Origin of the sequence: Lyngbya sp. PCC 8106, from assembly GCF_000169095.1 — a bacterium.
Taxonomy (GTDB): Bacteria; Cyanobacteriota; Cyanobacteriia; order Cyanobacteriales; family Microcoleaceae; genus Capilliphycus.
Genome location: NZ_AAVU01000004.1, coordinates 1 through 23245, shown reverse-complemented (window position 1 = coordinate 23245; position 23245 = coordinate 1). Strand labels below are relative to the sequence as shown.

Here is a 23245-nt window from a genome sequence, read left to right as displayed (position 1 = left end):
GGTTTAAGGTAAATTTTAATGTTCTATAATCTAATTTTAGCATTGATTTAGATTGATACATTATCTCCATATTAAATTTTAAACTGAACTAAATTATTCTTTAATTATTTTAATAAAGCTTTTAGAATTCCTTCTTTAAAGTTATTAACCATCGTTTCAACATTATAATGTTTTGATGAATCTAAAGCCCCAGATTTTAATTGAGTTAGTCCCTGTTCGTCGAGGAGTAAATTAATAACTTTATGGGCATATTCTTGTTGATTATGTTCGGTCACGAACCCATTAATTTCAGGTATTAAATACTCAATTTCAGGACTATGTATGGGAATATCAGTGGTAACAACAGGAACTCCGGCGACGAAAGCATCTAATATTGCTAAACCTACTAAACCAGGAATTAAAAAAACATCAGAAAGACGAAAATAAAGTGCTTTTTCATACCCAAATTTAGAGCCTAAATATAAAACCTCTGGATGCTGATTTACGGTTTGTATAACCTGCTGTCTATCTGGCCCATCTCCAAGAACGAGTAACTTAAACTCAGGTATAGATTGCCGAATTAGATGATTAGATTCTAGTAAAAATTTCCAATGTTTATTCGCATATAGTCCACCACAAAATAATCCAATTTTATCAGTATTTTTTAGTTTTAGTTTTTCTCGAACTCTTTCAAGATCTTCAGAGGTAACATTGAGTAAATATTGTTTAAATTCTTCTGTATCTATGGAGTTTTGAACAACAGTAATAATATTCTTTGGAACTCCACATTGTTTGAGATATTTGGCTGTACCTTCAGTATATGCAAACCACCAATCGACTTTATTAATAGTTTTTAACTTGATCCATTCTGAAAATTTGGGAGTCTCAGCTTGGCGATCCCAACCGTGACCCCAAAAAGCGACTTTTTTGAGTTTTAAAGTTGAAAAAAGTAATAAAAAATAGTTAAGAATATGGCGGCTAGCCTGTTCAACAATAACCAAATCTGACTTAAAAATTTCTGTCCATAAAGATTGATATAAGAGTTTATCATTCAAAAACCAATAATTTTGTACTTTCAGTCCTATTTCTGAACTCAATTCAACATTATCTAGCTTTTGCCGTTCGGCTTCAGTGGGATCTCCATAAGCAACCCGCAGTTGAATTCCTTCTGATTTAAGAGCTTGATCAAGTTGCTCAAAAAAAGAAACTCGATATTGCTTCACTAAAGTTTGAATTATTAAAACTTTTTTCATAAAAAATTAGGATAGCTTTTAAATGTGATTAAAAATAACGTTAGCAAATTCATCAATTGAATTTTGTTGAGCAAAATTTTTCATTAAGGCACGATCACATAAAGTTATTTCTGGTTGTACTAAAAATTGAGTCAAACCCTTTGCAATTTCATTAGGCTGTGTTGAATCGATGGTTACACCTAAATGGTATTGTTGAACCATTTTTCCCATTAAGCCATAATTTGAGCTAAGAACTGGCTTCTCAGCCGACGCTGCTAAAACCAAAGTTCCACTCATTCCAATCGGACGATGATGGGTTGAAAGTACAACATCTGCTAAATGATAATATAGATGCACTTCTTCCTCGGATATAAATTCATAGCGTCTAATAATTTGTATAGGTTTTGATTGACAAATTTCTGTAATCCTCGATTCCAACTCCGCTTGTTTTATCGGATTAGCTTTTCCCGCCAAAATTATACAAGTTTTTAAACACAACTCTGAAGGGAGTAAATGAATAGCATCTAAGAGTTCATCAAGCCCTCGTCGTCGATCATCTAAAGTTCCTTGTAGTAAAAAAATTTTTCTGTTTGAATTGATTTTTAAAGCTGTTCTTAACTGTTCAATTTTCGTTTTTGATGGAGTAAAAAAGCGAACAGGATCGGGTAAATAAATAGCTTTCTGGAGTGAATAGTTTTGATTAATGTATTTCACCCCCAAAGGATCAAGTAGGAAAAGTTTGTTGAGATGTGATTGTTTGAGGAGAGTAGATAACAACAACTTTTCTCGCCAGTGTTGAATTTTTTCTTTTCGAGAAGGCTGATAGTTTTCAAACTGATGATAATGAAGTGAAAATCGATAATAAATCCCGGATACCGGACAAGTCGGCTTGACTCCAAATATCATTGAAAAAAGATATCGATCTACAATCATCATTAAACAGTTTGTAATAGCTAGAGATTTAATATACTGACACATTAAGTTCCATTCCTGAAAATCTCGAATGAACTGATTTATTTTTAAATTTTTTAGTTTCAGTCGTGCTTCTTCTTCAGGTTTAAGACTAACAAAGTGTATATTGTTTTTCCTCTCTGTTTTAGCCAGATTAACAACCTCAGTATGTTTATCGAGAAACTCCTGAACCACTAAAATGTAGAGATTATCCTGAAGTTTATACTCACGCCAATATCGAATTAAGTATTGAAGATAGTTAGGATAATGACCTGTTGTCACTAAACTAAGCAGTAAAATATTGTGAGGACTTTTGGCAGAGTCTGGTCGAGGTGATAACTTAATCATTGGATGGTTAAAAGGCTAAAAATCTTTCAGGGTAATTCATGTTCTAATCAATCAAGTTGATTATTTAATTGCTTCTATAAAGAGTGATTCGGGACGCTGGTCAATTTTTTCTACATCTAAAATTTGACCTTTTTTGTATTCACATCTATGAACTTTACTAAAGCCTACTTCTGAAAGAATTTTATGAAAGAGTTTCTCATTATAATGCCAGTGATGTTGATTGGAGTCACGGCGTTGGGTGGCTTCAAAAAATTCTGCGAGAAACGGTTCCGGTTCATTAGAATTATAATTATCGATCATCAGATCTAAATCGGGAACAACAATCCGAAATACTCCACCTTTTTTTAGAACCCTAAACACTTCTGATATACAATTAAGTCCTTCTTCTGGATAAAGATGCTCTAGCATATGAGAAGTATATACATTATCAAAGGTATCATCACTCCAAGGAAATTTTTGACTGACGTTTAAATACTTAATTTGACGAAATATCCCTTTTTCATACTGTTGATATCGTTCAGGAGAAATCTTTTTTAGTTTATATAAAAACCAAGGAAGACCTGGAACTTTAGAGACATAAATATGGGGAGTAATATCCGTATTAATCCAACCTGGAAAAACTTGATCAAGACATCCTATATGTAAATTTTTGTAATTCATTGCTTGCTCCTGGTTAATCATTTTAGATGGAAAATCAATCAAATTATCATATCATAAAAGAAGCGAAATTTGCTTTAAGTCGGAACACTTTTTTCATACCATACACTCATGGTTTTAGCTTTTTCTTTCCAAATTTGTTGTTTTGCAAATTGATAGCCAGATTCACCCATAGGCTGACGCTGTTGATGATTAATATACATAAATTCAATGGCTTGAGCAAGTCCTTTTACCGTTTCTTTGGGAGAGGTAACAGGAACTTTTATACCTGCGCTAGCGGGGACAAAATCTTTAGCACCTTGATGATCGAGAACAATTAAAGGTAAAGCATAAGCCATAGCTTCAACTAATTGCGAACCAAAGGAATCTCTAAGGCTAGTAAATAAAAATACTTCATTCTTAAAATATTCTTGCTTGACTTCTGCCCAAGAAATTTGACCTTTGACCTCAACTTTTTCCTGAATTTTTAAGGTTTGGAGCCACTGGGGGATATATTGACTCTGAGAACCTCCTCCCACTACTGTTAGCTTCACCGGAATGTCAGAGTTGACTTGAGAGATGGCTTCTAAGGCTAATAATAAACCTTTTCTGGGAAATAAACGACCTACCCAAAGTAATTTTAAGGGAGAAGAAGGAATTCGAGTGGGAGGACTTTCTGGAAAAAAATCTTTTTCTAATCCCGTATCTAAAAATAATTCTATTTTAGAAGCACCTAAACGTTGAGCTAAATCTGCTGTATCTTGATTGGTTGCTAAAACAAGATCTGCATGACTAACCGTTTGACGAGCGATTAAATTCAAAGGGAGTAATTGAGTATTCGCAAAAGAACGAAACGCTTCACTGCGCCATTGATCTAAAAAGTAACTTTTGAAAGCGGGTGGTGCAACTTGTCCTCCTCCAACGGGTCCAAATACAAAGGGTTTATTGAGACGCCAAAGCCAAGAACCTGCCGTTAAACTCCCCCAAGTTACATGATGAATGAGATCAAAGTTGTGTTTTTTATCGAGTTCTAAAGCAACAGTATAAGCCTGTCTTTGCCAAATAAAATAGTGAAGATAGACTCCTATTTTTCCTTTGAGATAAGGTTTTAAACGGTTAGGAATATCAACGGAAATAAAGTGTAAATTGGGCTGGGGTTGAGTTGCTAAAACTTGTTCCCGTGCAGCTTGACTTTCTAGATGAGAACGAGTTAAAACCCAAACTTCGTGACCTAATTGTGCTAAATGCCAAGCCCAATTCCAACCAAAACCAAGTTCTGAACCTTTATTGGGTTCACAGGCATAAGCTGAAAGTAAAATATTTTTCATGTTGTGCTATTTGGATGCACTGACTCTGTTGTAGCATACTTTTGTTTTAAGGTATTAATTTTGTGAAAATCTTTAAAATTATGTCTTAACCATTCTTCATCTTTACTCCACCACTGAAACTTTAATAAAAACTCTATTGTTTCTTCATCAAATCGGTATCGAATCAGTTTCGCCGGAACTCCTCCAACAATTGCATAAGCGGGAACGTCCTTATTGACAACAGCACCAGCTGCAATTACCGCTCCATCTGCAATTTTTACTCCATCTAAAATCGTCACATTTGCTCCAATCCAAACATCATTTCCTATTTTAATTTCTTTTCGTTCTTCAAAATAGTCTTGATCAGAAAAGGTAATTCCATTTTGTTTTAAAGTTGAGTAAAAAATAGGATGAGTTGAAACAAACTCTGTTGTGGGATGAATCCCAAAACCGATAATACAGTTGGCTCCTATACAACAAAAATTACCAATATTTACTCTAGAAATACGAGTATTTGATAAAATATAAGTGTAAGAGCCAATTTCAGAATTTAAAATCATAACATTTTCATACAATTTAACATAATTTCCAACTGTAGTATTATAGAGTTTTGAGTAATATCCCTGATCTAAATTTTTATATTTTAGTTTGTTTTTCCACCAATTTACGAGATAAAATAAATAATCAGTGAAAGGGTTTTTAGTTACAGACTTTAGAGTTTGAATCCATATTAATAGCATCATAAAACTCCTAACTTTAAGTTTGACAATAACCTCAATCTATTTTATCAAAATATTATTTAACTTTCGCTGAAATCGTTTCAAAAGGCTGGGTGAGAAACGGGTTTCTTGAGTATAAAAGTCGGCTTCCCAATTTTGTACCATAAATGGAGGATGATTTAAGGGAAAATTTATCGTTTCTATCGACATATTGGCATAAGAAATCTTTTGAGCTTCGGCTGTCGTATTTGAAGAAGCTGATAAACTAAAGCCTTGATTGGACACTAAATTTATACTGGGCATAATTCCTAAACCATTCTGTATCCAACAAGAAAATAACCATCGATAAAACCAACTATCTTTTTTTCCTTCATAAGTTGCTTGAAAAAGTCGTCGCCAATAATTAACGGCTCGGCTATTCTTTAAAAGTTTATGATGAAGAAAATTACTCTCTCGAAAAGTCGGCCAAAGCTTCATCTCAAAGTCGAAATATTGCCAAGCTCGCCGCCAAGTCGCCCACCCCCAACAGTCGTGAAAACCTGAATAATAATAGCTGTATTCACTGCGTTGATGTCCGAATTGAAAGTTTGTTCCTGCTATTGACATGACTCGTTGATCTTGCTGATAATAGTCTAGGAGTTCTTCACAGTAATCAAAAAAACTAGGATGCGGTAGACAGTCATCTTCTAAAATAATAGCTGAATCAACTTTGTCAAACACCCAGTTTAAACCACTAGAAACTCGCTTTGCACAACCTAAATTTATATCAGAGTAGTTTGTTAACACCTCACAATTCCAGTCAACTTGATTAATAATAGTGCGAGTTTGTTGACATTTTTCAGCTTCTTCGGGTCGGTCAGAACGAGGGCCATCTGCAATAACAAGCAATATTGAGGGCTGGGCTTGACGAATGACTTCAAATACTTTTGCTGTTAATTCGGGTCGGTTAAAAATTAAAAAAACAACTGGCTTATTCATGTCAATTTTATATCAATCTTTTTTATAGTTAGTTTTCAGTTGGAGTCAACTTTATTGATGGATTTATGTTTTGATATTTTTAACGATTAATTTTGAATAAATATTAACCAGTTGATCGTTCAATTTATTAATATCATAATTTTCTTCTATAAAAGCTCGACCTACTCGACCCATTTCTAACCATTGTTCTGGATTTATGATTAAATCGGTTAATTTTTCGGCTAAAGCATCAACATCTTTTTCAGGAACTAAAAAACCTGATTTTCCATCTAAAACTCCATCAGGAATTCCGTTGTGAATGGTTGATAAAACAGGTAAACCCATTGCTTGAGCTTCTTGTAAAACTAAACCTTGACCTTCTTTGTCTCCATCCCTAGCTGTTACACTCGAAAGAATAAAAATGTGAGAGTCTGTATAGAGCTGACGAACTTCTTCTTGAGTCATCCATCCTAAGATTTTAACGTTTTTAGAAACATCCAGTTCTTGAATGAGTTGTTCAAGAGATTCTCGTAAAACTCCATCGCCAACAATGCGATAAATTAAGTTAGGATATTGTTTTAAAACTTGAGCAACAGCTCTGATTGAATATTCGATTCCTTTTTTCTCAACTAATCGAGCCACCGTCAGAATTTCAACAGGTTCATTGGCTTGTAGATAACGAGCTTTAAACTGATAAAGAGATAAATTCAATCCCATCGGAAGTTTAACTATTTTTTCGGGTGGACACCCTAAAGCAATCACTCGATCAGCCGTAAAATTTGAATTCACAGTAAATTGATCGCCAAGGTGAAATAGTTGTTGATAAGTTCCTTCACTAGAATACCAAGCTGATGAGTTAATATCACCCCCATGAAATGAAGTAATTAACTTCCCCTGAATGGCTCCGATTTGTCGTAGAGCGACTCCTCTTTTACCAAATTGACCAAAGTGACAGTGAATAATATCATAAGGTTTTTTGCTCAAGATTGGAATCGCTCCATACAGTAGTCGTAAGGAAAAAGCTTCTTTTCGATATTGAAAAAGATTTAAGGAACGCAACAAAGTAAGTGGAGCTTTAGGAAAATTTTGCAGAAATAATCCTAAGCCTTTGAATAGAGCTTTTGTTCGAGGATGGCTCCACTGGGGTCGATAGTAAGTGTGTTCAAATAAGTGATACTTTTCAATATCAGCGTGAAACTTATTTTGCTCCTTTGGATAATCTGCATAAATATCTACTTGATGTCCACGATCAATTAAACCTGTAATTTGATTGAGAATAAAGGTTTCAGAAAATGAAGGAAATCTTCCAATGATAAAGGCAATTCTCATATTTTTTTCTCCTGTTAAAAAGTGTCTATTTAATCTTTTTTTAAATCAAGTAATCAAACTTTTTCATATTTTCATTACAAATTGATTCAATTCTACTGAGGTTATCTTTTTCAAAGAAATCTTGCCATTTTACATTTCTATCTCCTCGTCCTTGAAACTGAATATTAACTTTATCAGAGATATCATTGATTGGCTTGAGTCCTAACTTTTGAGCAAGTATTTCTATTTGACTAACTTTATCTTGAAGAAAATCTTCATAACGAATTAAAATCATTTTTTCGGAGTTGTTTGAATAAAGATTAGCCATATAGTCCCATCGATAAGCCATCTTTTCAATATAATTTGAACCTGGAAGATTTAAACCAAAATTATCGATAATTAACTGCCAAGCTTGAGTGAGCATTTGCCTCTGTTCAAGTTGGATTTCAGTGAGATTTCCAGGCAACTGTAAACGATTTAAAATACTTCTAATATTATCTCTAGGATCACGAATAATAAAAACAAATTGAGATTGAGGGAAATAGTCAATCAATTGATTGTAGAATAATGTCAGATTAGGTTCTTTGATAATGGCGTTAGAAAAATAAAGTTTGTGACGTTGAATATATTCATCAAACGATAACTTCCCTAAAATTACATGATGATAAATAGGATGCTCAACTTCTTGAGTGATATCAATAGTTACTGATAACCCTGTGTTTTCTGCTAATAAAGCAGCAATGGCTGAAGTTCCGGACTTTTGGTTTCCTAATACCAGAATAGGATGGGGATGAACCGAAGTTACTCGTTTTTTAAACTCCTCCTCAACTTGATAACGAAAACCCCGTATTTTTTGATATATAGGTTGAATAAAGTTCGGCACAAAAGAATGAATTTTAGACATTTTTTATCTCACATTTTTAGGTTTATTTCGCAACTCTTTGAGCAGTTGCAATACTTGTTTTAAAGTCTGTTTGCCATTCGGTAGAATACACCAGCACACCAGATAGCAGAAGGCATAAAATACACAATTAAGGGCAATTTCAACAAAAGGATTAATACTCCAAGATATCGCTTGATCAGCAAGCCACAGCAGTCCTCCTGCCACGCAAGAAGCAACTGCGGGTTTCCATAAAATCTTCATCAAAAATTCTGGAGTCAGTGGAGAAGATTGAAAGCAATAAATAATACCCGGATAACGCAAACCACAGAAGGTAATACTACCTGCAATTGCCACTCCCAACGCACCCCAACGCACCCCAATTAAAAATCCAATCACTGTGATTGCAGAAGCCAATATATTCCAGCGAAATTGGCGATCTGCTCGTCCCATAGAAATAAATACCCATCCTGTGGCGACGTTAAATGTGCTAATAAAAGCAACAGGTGAAAGCACTCGAAATAAAATGACTGCCTCACTCCATTGAGAACCCAGCAAATTAATGATTAATCGATCAGCATCTACAGCCATATAAACTGAAACAGGCATTCCCAGCATAACCATTAATTCAATCGCTTTGCCATAGTAAGATCGATATCGTTCGGGATCAGACTGTACACTGCACAAACCCGGTAAAGCCACTGTTGAAAGTGGAAAGTTAATCTGTTGTAAAGGTAAAACCAACAATTTGTAAGCTTGGGCATAAAGTCCCAATTGATCTGCACCCCAAAACTTCCCAATCAGTAAATTATCGAGGTTACGAGTAAAATAATTAACCACGGTGAAACCCGTGTTCCATCCTCCAAAAGCGAGCATTGGAGCAACCTCTGAGTCAAACTTCGGCCATCCTGGACGCCAACCGCAACTTACCCAGACTCCAATACAATTGATAATCACCATTACGAGTTGCATGGCGACTAATGCCCAATAACCCCTACCCAAAATTGCCAACGTCAGGGCGATGCTAATGCTTGTAATCATTGAGATAATATCAATAATTGCCAACGCACTCAAGCGCATTTGTCGCTTCAGCAACGCTTGATGTTGAACGGTTAGTCCTCCAAAAATAAAACCACTCGCCAACGCTAATGTAATTCCAATTAAACGGGGATCGCCATAAAACCAAGCAATACCCGGTGCTAAAGCTATAGTCAGCACCATAATTACACCGCTAATTGCTACATTAATCCAAAATAAGGTACTAACTTGAGCGTGAGTAATTTGTTCTCGTTGTACAGTGGCCATTGACAAGCCTAAGTCCTTAAAAATAGAAATAAAACCTGTAATGACAGTCACCATTCCGATTAAGCCATAGTCTTCGGGTTCAAGAAGACGAGCAATGACAACTATCGACCCAAATTGCATGATTAATTTGCTAACTTGAGCCAAAATTGTAATCGCACCTCCGCGAATCGAATGCCCTCTGAGATCGGCTTTGAGATGATCGGTGTGAAAGAACCGTTCTGGATTGGTGCTAGCAGGAGTTTTGGGTTTGGAGTCCGGCAAAGTTATACCTCTTATCCCACTACTTTTGCTGTCAATACTATATCACGATGCCTTGAATTTGCTTGTATTTTAAACTGAGATAGAATAATATAGAGTCAGACTTCTATGTTAAGTTTTATATTAAACTCCTTTACACAATTAAACAATGATGATCATCACTCAGAAATATGGACAGCTTGGCAATCGATTGATTTTATTTTCACATTTAATCGCATTTGCTCACGCCCATAAAATCACCTTAGCTAATCTGGCGTTTGATGAATACGCGGACTTATTTCAACCCACCAGTCGCGACTTATTTTGCCGTTATCCGCCTCATCCTTATCAGGGGAAACCGAGCAAAATACTACGCCAATTAATGGGTCGTTGGGCTAATTTTTTAGTCACAATGCTCAGTAAAATCAAAGTGTTTAATCGGGGTTTAAAGATTCTGAGAATTGATTCCCAACAAGATTGTTTACTCGATAGTGATGACTTTCTCAGTCAGTTTGATCACCAGAAAACCTACTGCATTCAAGGATTTCGCTTTCGAGATGAATCTAACTTAATCAAATATGCTGATCAGGTTAGAGACTATTTTACACCGGTTGAGCATCATCAGAATAAGATTAAAACATTAATTTAAGAGATTCGATCTCAGTGTCAAATATTAGTTGGGGTGCATATTCGTCATGGCGACTATCAACAGCATCGAGGCGGTGAATTCTTTTTTACAGTTGAACAGTATCTACAAGTCATGCAGAAAGTTACACAGTTATTTCCTCAACACAAAGTCGGATTTTTAGTGTGTTCAGATTCTCAACATAACCTCGAACAGTTTGCTTCTCTAAATGTCTTCTTTGGAACGAATCATTTATTAGAAGATCTTTATGCTTTAGCCGCTTGTGACTCCTTAATCGGGCCGATGAGTACCTATTCAACATGGGCTTCTTTTCATGGGAAAGTTCCCCTGTATAGAATTTATCATCCAGACGAAAACTTAAGTTTGGAACAGTTTAAAATTTATGTTCCCGGAATGGACTACAAATATCCTCAAGGTTTAACATTAGAGACTAAGGGGTGAGTTCTCTTTCTTTTTTCAGTATCTAGACTTAATCTAACTGAACTAATCACATAGTAAACCCAAACATGAGAGGGCTTGAGTAAAAAAGATTCTGAGAGATTTAAAATTATTAAAAACGTCAAAAATAACAAAGGAAAAGTAGACTCAATCTTAGAATCAGTAATTAAATATTTCACCCCAAAGGCAATATACCGACAGATTGACAGAAAAAAGAAACTTAATCCAATTAAACCCAAGTCCACGGCTAAATCTAAAAAACCTTGATGAGCATGACGAGGACGAAAGCCATTGTCTGTAATAATATAACGAGAAGGATCATCCTCTCCTCTCGATTTTTGCCAAAATCCATAATATCCAAAACCAAGTAATGGACGCTGAGACACTGCTTTTTCTAAGACAAGATTCCAGACAGGAACTCGTCCGGTTAAAGTTATATCTTTTCCGAGAACATCAACAATAATATACTCAAAGTTACTGCTGACAACAATAGTTAAACCCATCGCAACAACTAAAAACAAAATAAACCCTGTTAAAGCTTGCTGATAGTTTAAACTTTTAAAAAATTGTAGAATCATTAATAAACACATCAACAGAAATAAAACAACAATACTGGTCGATGAATTGGTCTGTTGGCGGACATAAAGAGAAAACAAAATAGTCACAATCGCAATTTTTATGTCTTTAGGATTGGCGATCGCATGAGCAGTCCAGAGAACAATATTAATCGCTAAAATGGGTGCAAGAATATTCGGGTGAGCAGTCACTCCCATCCATCCTTTAGAATGTACACCAATGTCCGGTTTAAATCGGGCATAATAGAAGCTCAACAAAGCTAAAGTGGATGTACTCCATCGAATAAACCAAGAGAGTTCTTGCCAGTTATACTGTTTAGCAATATAAGCAGCAAATAAACTAGGTCCGAGTAAACTCAAGCTCGCAGTTAATGTAAAATCAGGAGTCGCAGACCACAGAAAAGAACAAGCAATCAAAAATAGTAATAATCCTAAGCCAATATCCTTAAAAATAGGAATTATTGCTCTAAAAATGTATCTAAATCTTGAAATTAAAATAAAAGATATAATTCCATATAGAAGAATTTGAATAACTTTCCAAGGCGGAGGAACGTCAGGAGTTGTAAAATAGCTAGGATGAAGATTGTATAAAGGATAAGGTGTCAAATTAGGAATCATTACAAAGAAATAAAAAACAATGATTCTCTCTAAAGTTAAAGCAAATTTTGGGTTTTCACCCGCCAAATGAAAAACAATCAAAATAACAATGATTCCGAAAGCTAGAGGCACCAGTGCAAATAATGGAACCATTGACAATAAGCTTTTAATTGTATCCTTCATAAACTTAATTGTTGACTAACAAAAATAATGATTGAACTCCTTGGATCTACAATCAACTCAAGCCTAGACTTCAAAATGCTATAAATTTTTCAAGTTAATTCTAAATTTTTGTTAAGACTTGAACGTCTTACCGAATGTTCAAAACATTTAGAATTAATACTGAATTCTAGCAAAATGTTATAATTTTAATCATAATAAAAAAATAGTCTGAACCCTAAAATTTCCCACAAAGTATGTCATTTGGTTTCTTGAAACACCATTTCATCCCAGTGACGCTCGGGATTGCCAATCTAAGCTTGTACAGTATCCTCTCGGTTGCCAATACACCTTATAGTTTAGCTCAACAGCCTTCTGTTCAATCCCAACCGACAGCGACTCAATCCACTAGATCCGAAAACCAAGTCATTCCCTATATACTCGGCCCTGGCGATCGGCTTTCTGTAGATATTTTTGATGCCCCTGAATACAGCGTTAAAGAAACTCAAGTTCTCATTAATGGAACCATCAACTTACCCGTCGTGGGTTCTATTGTCGTTCAAGGTTTAACGATCGAACAAGCCCGTGCCGCAATTTCTGCTCAATATAATTCTATTCTTAAACGTCCTGTCGTCACCCTCAACCTGCTAGATGCTCGCCCAATGCGGATTGAAATTGCAGGAGAGGTTTTTCGTCCTGGATTTTATTCTCTGTCCTTATACGATCCCGAATCTCGCAGACCAGAACTCCAATACCCCACAATCATAGATGCTATCAAGAAAGCCGGAGGAGTAACCATAGCAGCCGATGTACGTCAAATTGTACTTCGCAGACCTCAACCCTCGGGTTCAGAGCAGATGATCAATTTAAACCTATGGGATTTTTTTGAAAACGGTAACTTTAGCGAAAATATTTCTCTGCGAGACGGAGACACGATTTATATTCCGAGTACAACCGATGTTAATCCCGCCGAAATTCGCCAACTCAGCAATACAAACTTAGCAACAGAGCTTGATAATCCTGTCAACGTTACCATTGTCGGTGCTGTTCAAAGTCCAGGAACTTACGTCTTAATTGGCGGTTCAACCCGGACAGAACTGCGAATCGGTGGACGTCCGACCGTTACCTCTGCCCTGGGAGAAGCCGGAGGAATTACCGCCCAAGCCAATGTTCATCAAGTCGAGATTCATCGAATTACCCGAAATAACACCCAACAAATCATCCCGGTTAATCTTTGGGAACTTTTGCAAACCGGAGATGTCAATAAAGATCCACTCTTGCAAGATGGAGATAGCATCATCATCCCCACTGTCACTGCTGTCAATCCGGGTGAACTCTCCTTTCTAGCAAAAGCCAGCTTTTCAAACCCCTCAATCCAAGTCACCGTTGTTGGAGAAGTTGGAAATCAAAATTCTGTCGCGCTTGAAGTTCCTATCGATACCACCTTAAATCAAGCCCTGCTAGCAGCCGGAGGGATTAACCGTAGAGCCAATCAAAAAGTTGTTGAGTTGATCCGCCTTAACTCCGATGGTAGTGTTTCTCAACGTAAAATAGAAGTTGACTATTCTCAAACCTTAAATGAACAGACCAATCCCTTACTCCGCGAAAACGACATCATTGTAGTTCATCGATCCGGTTTCACTCGTTTTTCGGATTGGGGACTTGCGATTAGTCATCCGATTAATGCTATCGGTAATGGACTGGTCGTCCCCACTCGAATTTTTCTCATCTTAGACAGTCTCAATATTATTGATGATGATGATGATTAGCATTGATCTCTCCATCAATTGTAGCTCGCCCAAAAATCTAGGGAAATATATATGGATACCGAACGAGATTTTCAACAGCGATTTTCTACCCATCGCTACTCCCAACAATTTCAACCCTTATCGGACAATTCTAGACCTCAAACGGAAGAAGCAGAAGAAGAAAAATTAAATCTAAGTTGGCTATTTACGGTCATTTTACGTCGAGCGCCGATTATGATTATTGTGGGGATAATTTTAAGCGGACTTTTTGGGAGTCTTGTGGTCTTTAAATCTCGAAAAATTGAGCCGGAGTATCGGGGAGGATTTCAGATTTTAATTGAACCTGTTACTGTAGAAGGTCAATTCGCTAGACAATATTTACTGGCTCAATCTGAAAATACAGACATTCAAAGAATCAAAGTTGAAAATAGTTTGGTTGATTACGAAAGTTTAATTCGGGTTCTTCGCAGTCCACAGCTTATGGAACCCGTCTTTGAAGAACTCACTCAGCAATATCCAGATCTCAATAAATCTGCAATTTTAAGTAAACTGGAAATTGAACGAATTAAATACGATTTAGATGGTAAAGAGCAAGGGACAAGAATTATTAAAGTTAGCTATCAAGATTTAGAACCTACAAAAATCATGTCTGTCCTCAATGCTGTTTCTAAGACTTACCTGAATTATAGTCGTCAGGAACGACTTCAAAGTCTTAATCAAGGTATTGACTTTATTAATGAACAACTTCCCGGCTTACGATATAGATTTAAAATTTTACAAAATGAAAAACAACAATTTCAACAAAAGTATAATTTTGTAGATCCTGAGACAGCGGTTTCCAAAATCTCTGCTGAAGTTCGACCCATTCAGCTTGAACTCGCCAATACCAAAGCCGAACTTTCTGAAGCTAGAGAAATCTATTTGCTCTTACAACAACAATGGCTTGAACAAGATTATGTGGGAATTTTAGGAAATCATTCTCAGTCTTATAATTCACTCATTCGGCAATATCAAGAACTCGAAAGTCAAATGGCAGTTGAAGCTGGAAGACTGCGAGAAGATAGTTTTCCGATGCAGGCTCTACGGGAAAAGCACGATAACGTATTGCAGATTTTAAGCCGAGAAGCAGAACGAGTCGTTAAAAGTATTGCTAATCAAGTTGAAGTTTTAACAGAAAAAGAAAAATCCTATGAACAAACTATCGAAAATTTTGAACAACAACTGAGAGAAATTCCCCGCTTAAGACAACAGTATGATTCCTTAGATCAAGAACTACAAATTATTCAAGAAACACTCAACGAGTTCTTGAAAAAACGAGAAGCCCTCAGAGTTAATGCAGCTCAACAGCAAACTCCGTGGCAACTAATCGCCCCTCCTAATCTGCCTCTTGATAGCAAAGGTAATATTCTACCCACTACAGTTGTACAAACCAAGAAAAATTTAGCGATTATTGTAATTCTTAGTTTTTTATTAGGGGTAGGTATTGGCTTTATTATCGATATTTTAATTGAAGTATTTCATCACCCCGATGAAATTAAATCGACAACAAAATTACCGATATTGGGTGTAATTCCCCTCTCCAAAAAACTCAAAAAAGTCGCCAAACAACAAACTAAAACCTTTATCCCCATCGGTTCAGTCACCAGTTTAACTGCGGTTAGTGATTCTCATTCAGTAATTAAAAACAGGCAAGTTCATCAATTTCATACAGGTTCTCCTGTTTCTGAAGCCTTTCGCTCTCTATATGCAAATATCTGTTTACTGAGTTCTCACAAATCCTTAAACACTTTAACAATTAGTTCTGCCACTCTCGGAGATGGCAAATCAACCATTGCTATTCATCTGGCTCAAACAGCCGCTTTCATGGGTCAGCGTGTCCTTCTGGTGGATGCCGATTTACGCAATCCTCAAATTCATCAAAAACTCGGTTTACCTAACCTCAGAGGCTTTCGAGATGCCATTACCAGTGATCTCAGTTTAAATGATGCTATCCAGCGATCGCCTCAAGATGATAACTTATTTGTACTTACTGCCGGACAAATTCCCCCCGATCCTGTCCAAGTTCTCTCGGCGAAAAAAAGACAATACTTGATGGAACAATTTCGCGCCTTTTTCGATCTCGTTATTTATGATACTCCTGCGGTTACAGGTCTAGCTGATACCAGTTTAATCGCCGCTCAAACTGATGGTATTATTTTAGTTGTTGGCATCAAAAAAACCAACCGTTCTACCGTCCTCAAATCTCTCGAAGAACTTAACCTTAGCAATTCTGTTTTGGGGTTAGTTGCTAATCGTATGAGAGGCTAAGAGGTTGATTATGAACCTAATTAACTTAGAAATTGCCAACACTTAATTTTATACTCCTCCCCCTCCACTGCGATCGCAGCACAATAGTTGTTACCCAAATCTAGAGATTGCAACATCCAACTACAACCCTTACCCTGAACTACTAATTTTTGCATAGATTCCAACTCCGATAACGAAATTTCCACCGTTTCTAACCCTGCTAACCCCTCTCCCGTCGCCTTCAAATACGCCTCTTTTGCCGTCCACAACTGAAAAAATGCCCGAACTTTTTCCCGACCCTCTAAAGCACTTAAAAACAAATATTCTGACTCCCTAAAAAACCGCTTCGCCAGTTGCAAAACCTCCATCGGTCGAATCAACTCAATATCAATTCCCACTTGACGGTTGAGAGCGATCGCAAACAATGCTTTATCCTCAGAATGAGACACGTTAAACTCAATTTCGGTCACATTTTTCTTTAACTTTGGCTTTCCCCGTTCACTATAATTAAACTCCAACTCAGGCGGCGATAAACCCAAATAACTCGCCAAAATTATTCTCAGAACTCCCCTCGCCACAATAAAACGAACGTGATCTCGTTGTTGACGATATCGGTTAGCGCGTTCTCGTTCATCGGGTGAAAGTATCTGTTTAAATTCATGCAGTTTTTCACTCAGTTCTCCAAACTCAGCTAACCAAACTTGAACTTCATCAGGAACTAAATTATATTCTGTTGAAGGGAAATTCCAAATTAAATTCATCTTATAAAGATTACATAAGAATAAACACAAAACCTATCTTAAATCGAGTATAAGTCTTTAACTTAAAAGTCTCTATTGAATTGAATTATAGATTGGGGTTAGTAGTCACATTTATTTTACCTTCAACAGTGCGATCGCGTAGCGTGGTTGAGCCGTATCGCATTTTCTTACCTTGTCTGATAGATTACTTTTCATACACCTAGTTTGAATATTCACCTAATCTTTTTATATTGTTATAGTGACTTCCTTTAAATATTTAAGCAGAGTTTCAGGCGTTTCTGCATATGCTGAAAATATTTTGATGGCTTGCTCGTTATTAATTTTTTCTCCAAAAGTAAATTTTATTTTGTTTTTTAAGTATCTTTGTGATTTTATTGAATCCTGTAAGATTAATTCAATAAACGTTAGTAAAAATTGCATTTCGTACTTCCCTCGAAAAACTTTATGATATTCACAAATTGAGAATTCCGCCAATTTTTGATTTAACCGTTCCTCTGTTGCTTCTATAGCATTAGGAAAAGTCTGTTGAATTTTTTCAACATCATAATTTGATGCAACTGATTCTAAAGTAAAATTTATAAAGCCTTTGGGTAATTTATTCTCCAAATTTACTCCTGTTTGTTCGCCTGTTATATTTTTGATCTCTATTAAACAAGCATACCAAGCATTGAATAATAGAACTGACGTATGAAACTCTTTTTGTCTTTGAATAAACAGGTTTAAACAAATATTGTAAGACTGATCACTAACTTCTGATAGTTGAAATTCATTTTTAATAATTTCCTGAAATACTTCTACTGAAACATAAAAATTTTCAATAGAATAACAAGGTGTTTCAAAAATAGGCGGGTTATGAGGAGGTAAAGGACTATTAAAGTCCCGATCAATGAAAAATGCTTTTTTGTATTTATCATACTCTCGATGATTTTTAATCAACTCGTAGACTTTCAAGACGTTTTCTCGACCACCACATCTAATGGTATGATAATTGTTTGTAAACTGCTTAATTTTGGGAACATAATAAGCATTATCCTTACCTTCAAAAAAACAAAATAACCCGTCTTTACCTCGTCTAGTATGAAGAGCAAACTCTTGATAAGCCACTTGAGGTTTATTACGGCTTTTTCTCAGTTCTTCTATATATGACATTAGGCTGTAACTGTTGTTAAAGGTTGAACATATTCATTCAAGCCAACTGCGTATTGATCTAACTCATTTTCAAAAATGAAAGGTGAATGAGTTACAGCGAGTAAAAAATCACATTTATTTGAGTTAAGAATGTCAGGAAGTAGTTGTCTTTGCCATAGCATACTTAATGATAATTCGGGTTCATCAAAAAGTATGATAAATCTCTGTTCATCTTTAGCTAAGTAAATTTTAGAAAGAATAGATATTATTTGCTTTTCACCTGATGAGAGTTTACTGAGTTCGATGTCTTCACCAGATAAGTCAGACTTGACAAAAATTCTAATATTACTTTCATCATAAAATACTTTTTTGTTGATCAGATACTTGTTACAAATATCTCTATACACTTTAATAAAGTTATCTAAGGGTTTCTGCTTTTCATAAATTTCTATTAATTTTTGTAGAAAGTATAAAAGTGAATCATTTTCAATTTCTTTGTTGACTACAATGTTTCTGATTTTATTTTTATCTTCTTCGGACAATTGCTCTCCCACTCTCGCTAAAATAATTTCAATATCATTTTCGTCAATTCTATTTAAAATTTCTGTATCTATCCCTGTAAACCCTTTGACCAATTGGCTTAATATTTCACCGGATATTTTAGAAAATCCTTCTTTTAAAAGTTTATCAATCTCATTCTCAATTTCATCAAAACGTTTCCTGACATCTGTCATGCCAAAATTAATAAGTCTATTATCTTCCTTATCAAATTGCTCGTCATCATAACCCAAATTTATTAAATCTTCCTCGACTCGTCTATAAGTCGGAAAATACATGATTTTAATGCTATTCAGTTGGTCTTCTATTATTTTTCTACCTTCTTGTAAATCCCCATAAAAATCATCTTCATTTTCATCAGATAACCTTCGGACAATCTCTACAATTCTTGCCGTTGAATATGGTAAATCGGCTGAAAGTTGTCTAAATCTTTGATCGTTTCTAAGTTGGTAACTTGAAATAGTTTTGTCAGCAAATTCCTCTTTTAGCTTCAGAAACTTTTGCATTCCAATTTTATTAATTAAGCTTGCTGCAAGAGAATTTTTTAAAAAAATTTCTTCGATTTTACCTCTACTAATTGAAATTGGTTCACAATCAAAAAACTCTAATTCGAGTTTATCAAAAGAATAATCCAGAAGTTTTTCAAATTTTCCATCAAGAGTATAATAAAACATATTCAAAATCTGGGTTTTTCCAAGCCCATTTTCACCAATCAGAATTTTTATATTTTCATCAAAGGGAATATGTACATTATGTGTTCCAAAAAGCCCATACACAGAAAAAGATTTTATGTTGCTAGATGGCATTTTGATTTCTTTGTATGAATAGGGACTTCTCCAGGGGGAGTAATCACTGTACTCTCTTAAAGATCATTAATGATAATGTAGCACATTGCTTTTTAGTTTTAATCTTAGCTATTTATGTGTTTTATTTTGTCCTTCAAATGTCTTCGGATGCGCCAGAATTAAATCGTTATTAATAACACTCTGACGCACCCAATTTTAGGCGTTTAATAGTAGTCTTGAATGGCTTTAACCCCGATAGACTCCGACTTCAGCGCCCGAATTCCCGCAACGGTAGCCCTCGCCCCCGCTAACGTGGTAATAATCGGGATTTTGTACGCTAACGCTGTCCGACGAATTAAAATCCCATCCGCCCTTGCTTCTTCCCCAGACGGAGTAATAATTGCGAGTTGAACGTTTTGATTCTTCATCGCATCCAACACATGAGGACGACCTTCGTGGAGTTTCAACTCTAAATCCACTTTAACGCCATGTTCCCACAACACTCGACGAGTTCCCATTGTTGCTGTAATCTTGAAGCCTAACTCTAGAAAATCTCGCACAATTGGGACAACAGCCGTTTTATCGCGGTCATTCATCGAAACAAATACGGTTCCCGAAAGCGGTAAAACTTGACCTGCGCCGAGTTCAGCTTTAGCAAACGCTTTCCCAAACTCAGTATCAATTCCCATCACTTCCCCAGTCGAACGCATTTCTGGGCCTAACAACACATCAGTTCCGGGGAATTTGGCAAAGGGAAGAACCGCTTCTTTCACCGCCACATAAGAAGGAACTTTCTCCTCAGTAAACCCTAACTCTTTTAAAGTTTTACCAGACATCACCAAAGATGCCATTTTTGCTAACGGAATTCCAATCGCTTTAGACACAAAAGGAACCGTTCGAGAAGCGCGAGGATTCGCCTCTAAAATATAAACTTGTTCCCCTTGAACTGCAAACTGAATATTCATCAAACCGACAACTTTTAGGGCTTTAGCTAACTCTATAGTTTGACGACGAATCGTTTCAACTGCGGTTTTGGGTAAAGTTTGATAAGGAATAGAACAAGCCGAATCTCCGGAGTGAACCCCCGCTTGTTCGATATGTTCCATAATTCCCCCGATCACCACTTCTCCTGTCTGATCAGCGATCGCATCAACATCAACTTCGATCGCATTTTCGAGGAACTTATCGACTAAAATAGGGTGATCGGGTTCAATCTGAACCGCAAACATCATATAACGTTCTAAGTCTTCATCGGAGTAGACAATTTCCATCGCCCGTCCTCCCAAAACATAAGAAGGACGTACAACAACAGGATAACCAATCCGACGCGCAATTTGTAAAGACTGTTCAAAATTGCGAGCCATCCCATTTTCGGCTTGTTGGATATTTAATTGACGCAAAATCTTTTCAAACCGTTCTCTATCTTCAGCCGCATCAATTGAATCTGGAGAGGTTCCCCAAATTTTCAGATCGGGATTTTTTTCGGCGTTGGCTTCGAGATATTTTTGCAGGGGAATGGCTAATTTCAGAGGCGTTTGTCCACCAAACTGAATGATAATTCCGACAGGTTTTTCTGCCTCAATAATATTGATCACATCTTCTTTGGTCAACGGTTCAAAGTAAAGGCGATCACTGGTATCATAGTCAGTCGAAACCGTTTCGGGGTTAGAATTGACCATAATCGTTTCATAGCCATTCGCCCGTAACGCATAGGACGCATGACAACAGCAATAGTCAAATTCAATCCCCTGTCCGATACGATTTGGCCCACCACCGAGAATCATCACTTTGGGTTTGTCTGACGGTAAAATCTCGTCTTCTTCCCAATAAGTCGAATAGTAATAAGGAGTCCTAGATTCAAATTCTGCCGCACAAGTATCCACCATTTTGTAAATCGGTTTCACCGCTAGTTGTAAACGGTAAGCCCGCACTTCATCTTCGTTGGTTTTGGTGGCATAAGCAATTTGGCGATCGCTAAATCCCAGACGTTTAATGGCTAAAAGTTGATCCGCATCTAACTGTTTTAAAGGCGTCCGTTTCAGCAACTTTTCGGTGTCTAAAATTTCTTGGAACTTATCTAAAAACCAAGGATCAATTCCCGTCAGTTCGTAGATTTCCTCCACCGACATTCCCAACATCAAAGCGTGTCGAACGACTAAAATTCGTTCCGGGTGAGGCGTGCGTAACGATCCAGCGATATTATCCAAACTGGGTAATTTTTCGGAGCGATCGCATCCCCAACCTGATAAACCAGTTTCCAAACTTCGTAACGCCTTTTGGAAGGACTCACAAAACGTTCCTCCAATTGCCATTGCTTCGCCCACAGACTTCATCTGAGTCGTTAGCGTGGGTTTAGAACCGGGAAACTTTTCAAAGGCAAAACGGGGGATTTTTGTAACGACATAATCAATGGTTGGTTCAAAGGAAGCGGGGGTTTTCTTGGTGATGTCGTTTTTAATTTCATCTAGCGTATAACCCACCGATAATTTAGCCGCAAATTTGGCAATGGGAAACCCTGTTGCTTTGGAAGCTAACGCCGAAGACCGAGAAACACGAGGGTTCATCTCAATTACAATCATATCCCCGTTAACCGGATTAATGGCAAACTGAATATTAGAACCACCCGTTTCCACACCAATTTCGCGAATAATCTTAATTGACGCATCTCGCAATCGTTGATATTCTTTATCGGTGAGAGTTTGTGCGGGTGCGACCGTAATCGAATCTCCCGTATGTACGCCCATTGGGTCAATATTTTCAATCGAACAGATAATCACCACGTTATCTGCAAGATCTCGCATGACTTCGAGTTCAAACTCTTTCCAACCAATCAGTGACTGTTCAACGAGAATTTGAGAAACCGGAGACGCATCTAAACCGCCACTGGCGAGTTCTTCGTATTCTTCTTGGTTGTAAGCAATACCGCCCCCTGTTCCGCCCATAGTAAACGCCGGACGAATAATCAGAGGGTAGGAACCAATTTGTTGCGCGACAGTCCTCGCTTCGTCCATGTTACTGACGATTCCAGAGGGACAACAAGCCACACCAATGCGTTCCATCGCTTGTTTGAATAGCTGTCTATCTTCAGCCATTTCAATCGCCTCTAATTTGGCGCCGATTAACTCTACTCCGTATTTTTCTAAAACGCCATTTTTTGCTAACGCGACAGCCAGGTTAAGGGCGGTTTGACCCCCCATCGTCGGGAGTAAGGCGTCGGGGCGTTCTTTTTCGATCACCTTTTCGACAATTTCAGGAACGAGAGGTTCGATATAGGTTCGTTCCGCCGTTTCGGGGTCAGTCATAATCGTCGCGGGGTTGGAGTTCACCAACACCACTTCATATCCTTCCTCTCGCAAGGCTTTACAGGCTTGGGTTCCAGAGTAGTCAAACTCGCAGGCTTGTCCGATGACAATTGGGCCTGAACCTAACAGCAGAATTTTATGCAGATCTTCGCGTCGGGGCATAGTTATTCGGTGATCGATTCTCTATAGTTGGGTTGTTTGTTTGGTTGTCAATGATAACTCCCGATTGTCAGGGTAATGGTTTGGCTTAACACTTACTGTAGCTTTTGCAGCGTAATGGAAGAAGGCAATGGGTGATGGGGAGGTGGGGGAGATGGGGAGGGGGTGCAGATGGGGAGTGGCTATTCCGTTGGGGGTGGTGGGGAGAGGTCTTTTTGGAGATGAAAAATAACTTTTTATTAAT

18 protein-coding genes are annotated in these 23245 nt (G+C 37.0%); 4 read left to right on the top strand and 14 right to left on the bottom strand.

Annotated features, from left to right (window positions below; all coding sequences use genetic code 11):
* Positions 1-104: 104 nt before the first annotated feature.
* The 9 genes from L8106_RS03750 to L8106_RS03710 form a co-directional block, all read right to left on the bottom strand.
* Positions 105-1232, bottom strand: coding sequence for a glycosyltransferase family 4 protein (locus L8106_RS03750; RefSeq protein ID WP_009782866.1), 1128 nt, complete (start codon positions 1230-1232; stop codon positions 105-107).
* Between the two features lie 18 nt (positions 1233-1250).
* Complete coding sequence (locus L8106_RS03745; RefSeq protein WP_009782865.1) at positions 1251-2510, bottom strand: glycosyltransferase; 1260 nt, start codon at positions 2508-2510, stop codon at positions 1251-1253.
* A gap of 60 nt (positions 2511-2570) precedes the next feature.
* Positions 2571-3170, bottom strand: a complete 600-nt coding sequence (locus L8106_RS03740) for a methyltransferase domain-containing protein (RefSeq protein WP_039895504.1) — start codon at positions 3168-3170, stop codon at positions 2571-2573.
* 74 nt (positions 3171-3244) lie between these two features.
* Positions 3245-4474, bottom strand: coding sequence for a glycosyltransferase family 4 protein (locus L8106_RS03735; protein WP_009782863.1), 1230 nt, complete (start codon positions 4472-4474; stop codon positions 3245-3247).
* Positions 4471-5196, bottom strand: a complete 726-nt coding sequence (locus L8106_RS03730; RefSeq protein ID WP_198012892.1) for a CatB-related O-acetyltransferase — start codon at positions 5194-5196, stop codon at positions 4471-4473. The genes L8106_RS03735 and L8106_RS03730 overlap by 4 nt, the downstream gene beginning before the upstream one ends.
* Before the next feature lie 36 nt (positions 5197-5232).
* Positions 5233-6150 carry a methyltransferase FkbM gene (locus L8106_RS03725; protein WP_009782861.1) on the bottom strand — a complete coding sequence of 306 codons (918 nt, stop codon included), beginning with the start codon at positions 6148-6150 and terminating at the stop codon, positions 5233-5235.
* A 63-nt stretch (positions 6151-6213) separates the two neighbouring features.
* Positions 6214-7458, bottom strand: a complete 1245-nt coding sequence (locus L8106_RS03720) for a glycosyltransferase (protein ID WP_009782860.1) — start codon at positions 7456-7458, stop codon at positions 6214-6216.
* Positions 7459-7498: 40 nt separating this feature from the next.
* The gene (locus L8106_RS03715) at positions 7499-8341 is read right to left on the bottom strand and encodes a sulfotransferase (protein ID WP_009782859.1); all 843 of its coding nucleotides are present in this window, start codon (positions 8339-8341) and stop codon (positions 7499-7501) included.
* Between the two features lie 3 nt (positions 8342-8344).
* Entirely contained in the window at positions 8345-9883 is a 1539-nt protein-coding gene (locus tag L8106_RS03710; RefSeq protein ID WP_009782858.1) for a lipopolysaccharide biosynthesis protein, read from the bottom strand.
* Between the two features lie 145 nt (positions 9884-10028).
* Here L8106_RS03710 and L8106_RS03705 point away from each other — a divergent pair, with 145 nt between their 5' ends.
* Together L8106_RS03705 and L8106_RS03700 are read left to right on the top strand one after the other, a co-directional pair.
* Positions 10029-10508, top strand: coding sequence for a hypothetical protein (locus tag L8106_RS03705; protein WP_009782857.1), 480 nt, complete (start codon positions 10029-10031; stop codon positions 10506-10508).
* 3 nt (positions 10509-10511) lie between these two features.
* Complete coding sequence (locus tag L8106_RS03700; RefSeq protein WP_083798366.1) at positions 10512-10946, top strand: alpha-1,2-fucosyltransferase; 435 nt, start codon at positions 10512-10514, stop codon at positions 10944-10946.
* On the opposite strand, the gene L8106_RS03695 is transcribed toward L8106_RS03700, so the two are convergent.
* Positions 10916-12298, bottom strand: a complete 1383-nt coding sequence (locus tag L8106_RS03695; protein WP_009782855.1) for an O-antigen ligase — start codon at positions 12296-12298, stop codon at positions 10916-10918. The genes L8106_RS03700 and L8106_RS03695 overlap by 31 nt on opposite strands.
* 269 nt (positions 12299-12567) lie before the next feature.
* On the opposite strand from L8106_RS03695, the gene L8106_RS03690 reads away from it, so the two are divergent.
* Both L8106_RS03690 and L8106_RS03685 read left to right on the top strand, forming a co-directional pair.
* Complete coding sequence (locus L8106_RS03690; RefSeq protein ID WP_009782854.1) at positions 12568-14043, top strand: SLBB domain-containing protein; 1476 nt, start codon at positions 12568-12570, stop codon at positions 14041-14043.
* A 51-nt stretch (positions 14044-14094) separates the two neighbouring features.
* Positions 14095-16329, top strand: coding sequence for a polysaccharide biosynthesis tyrosine autokinase (locus tag L8106_RS03685; RefSeq protein WP_009782853.1), 2235 nt, complete (start codon positions 14095-14097; stop codon positions 16327-16329).
* Between the two features lie 20 nt (positions 16330-16349).
* On the opposite strand, the gene L8106_RS03680 is transcribed toward L8106_RS03685, so the two are convergent.
* The 4 genes from L8106_RS03680 to carB form a co-directional block, all read right to left on the bottom strand.
* The gene (locus L8106_RS03680) at positions 16350-17069 is read right to left on the bottom strand and encodes a 4'-phosphopantetheinyl transferase superfamily protein (protein WP_009782852.1); all 720 of its coding nucleotides are present in this window, start codon (positions 17067-17069) and stop codon (positions 16350-16352) included.
* A 225-nt stretch (positions 17070-17294) separates the two neighbouring features.
* On the bottom strand, positions 17295-18218 hold the full coding sequence (locus L8106_RS03675; RefSeq protein ID WP_009782851.1) for a DUF4435 domain-containing protein: 924 nt from the start codon (positions 18216-18218) through the stop codon (positions 17295-17297).
* Entirely contained in the window at positions 18218-19561 is a 1344-nt protein-coding gene (locus tag L8106_RS03670; RefSeq protein WP_009782850.1) for an AAA family ATPase, read from the bottom strand. The genes L8106_RS03675 and L8106_RS03670 overlap by 1 nt, the downstream gene beginning before the upstream one ends.
* Before the next feature lie 203 nt (positions 19562-19764).
* Positions 19765-23004: a carbamoyl-phosphate synthase large subunit gene (carB, locus tag L8106_RS03665; RefSeq protein WP_009782849.1), complete on the bottom strand. Its 3240-nt coding sequence runs from the start codon at positions 23002-23004 to the stop codon at positions 19765-19767.
* Positions 23005-23245: the final 241 nt, after the last annotated feature.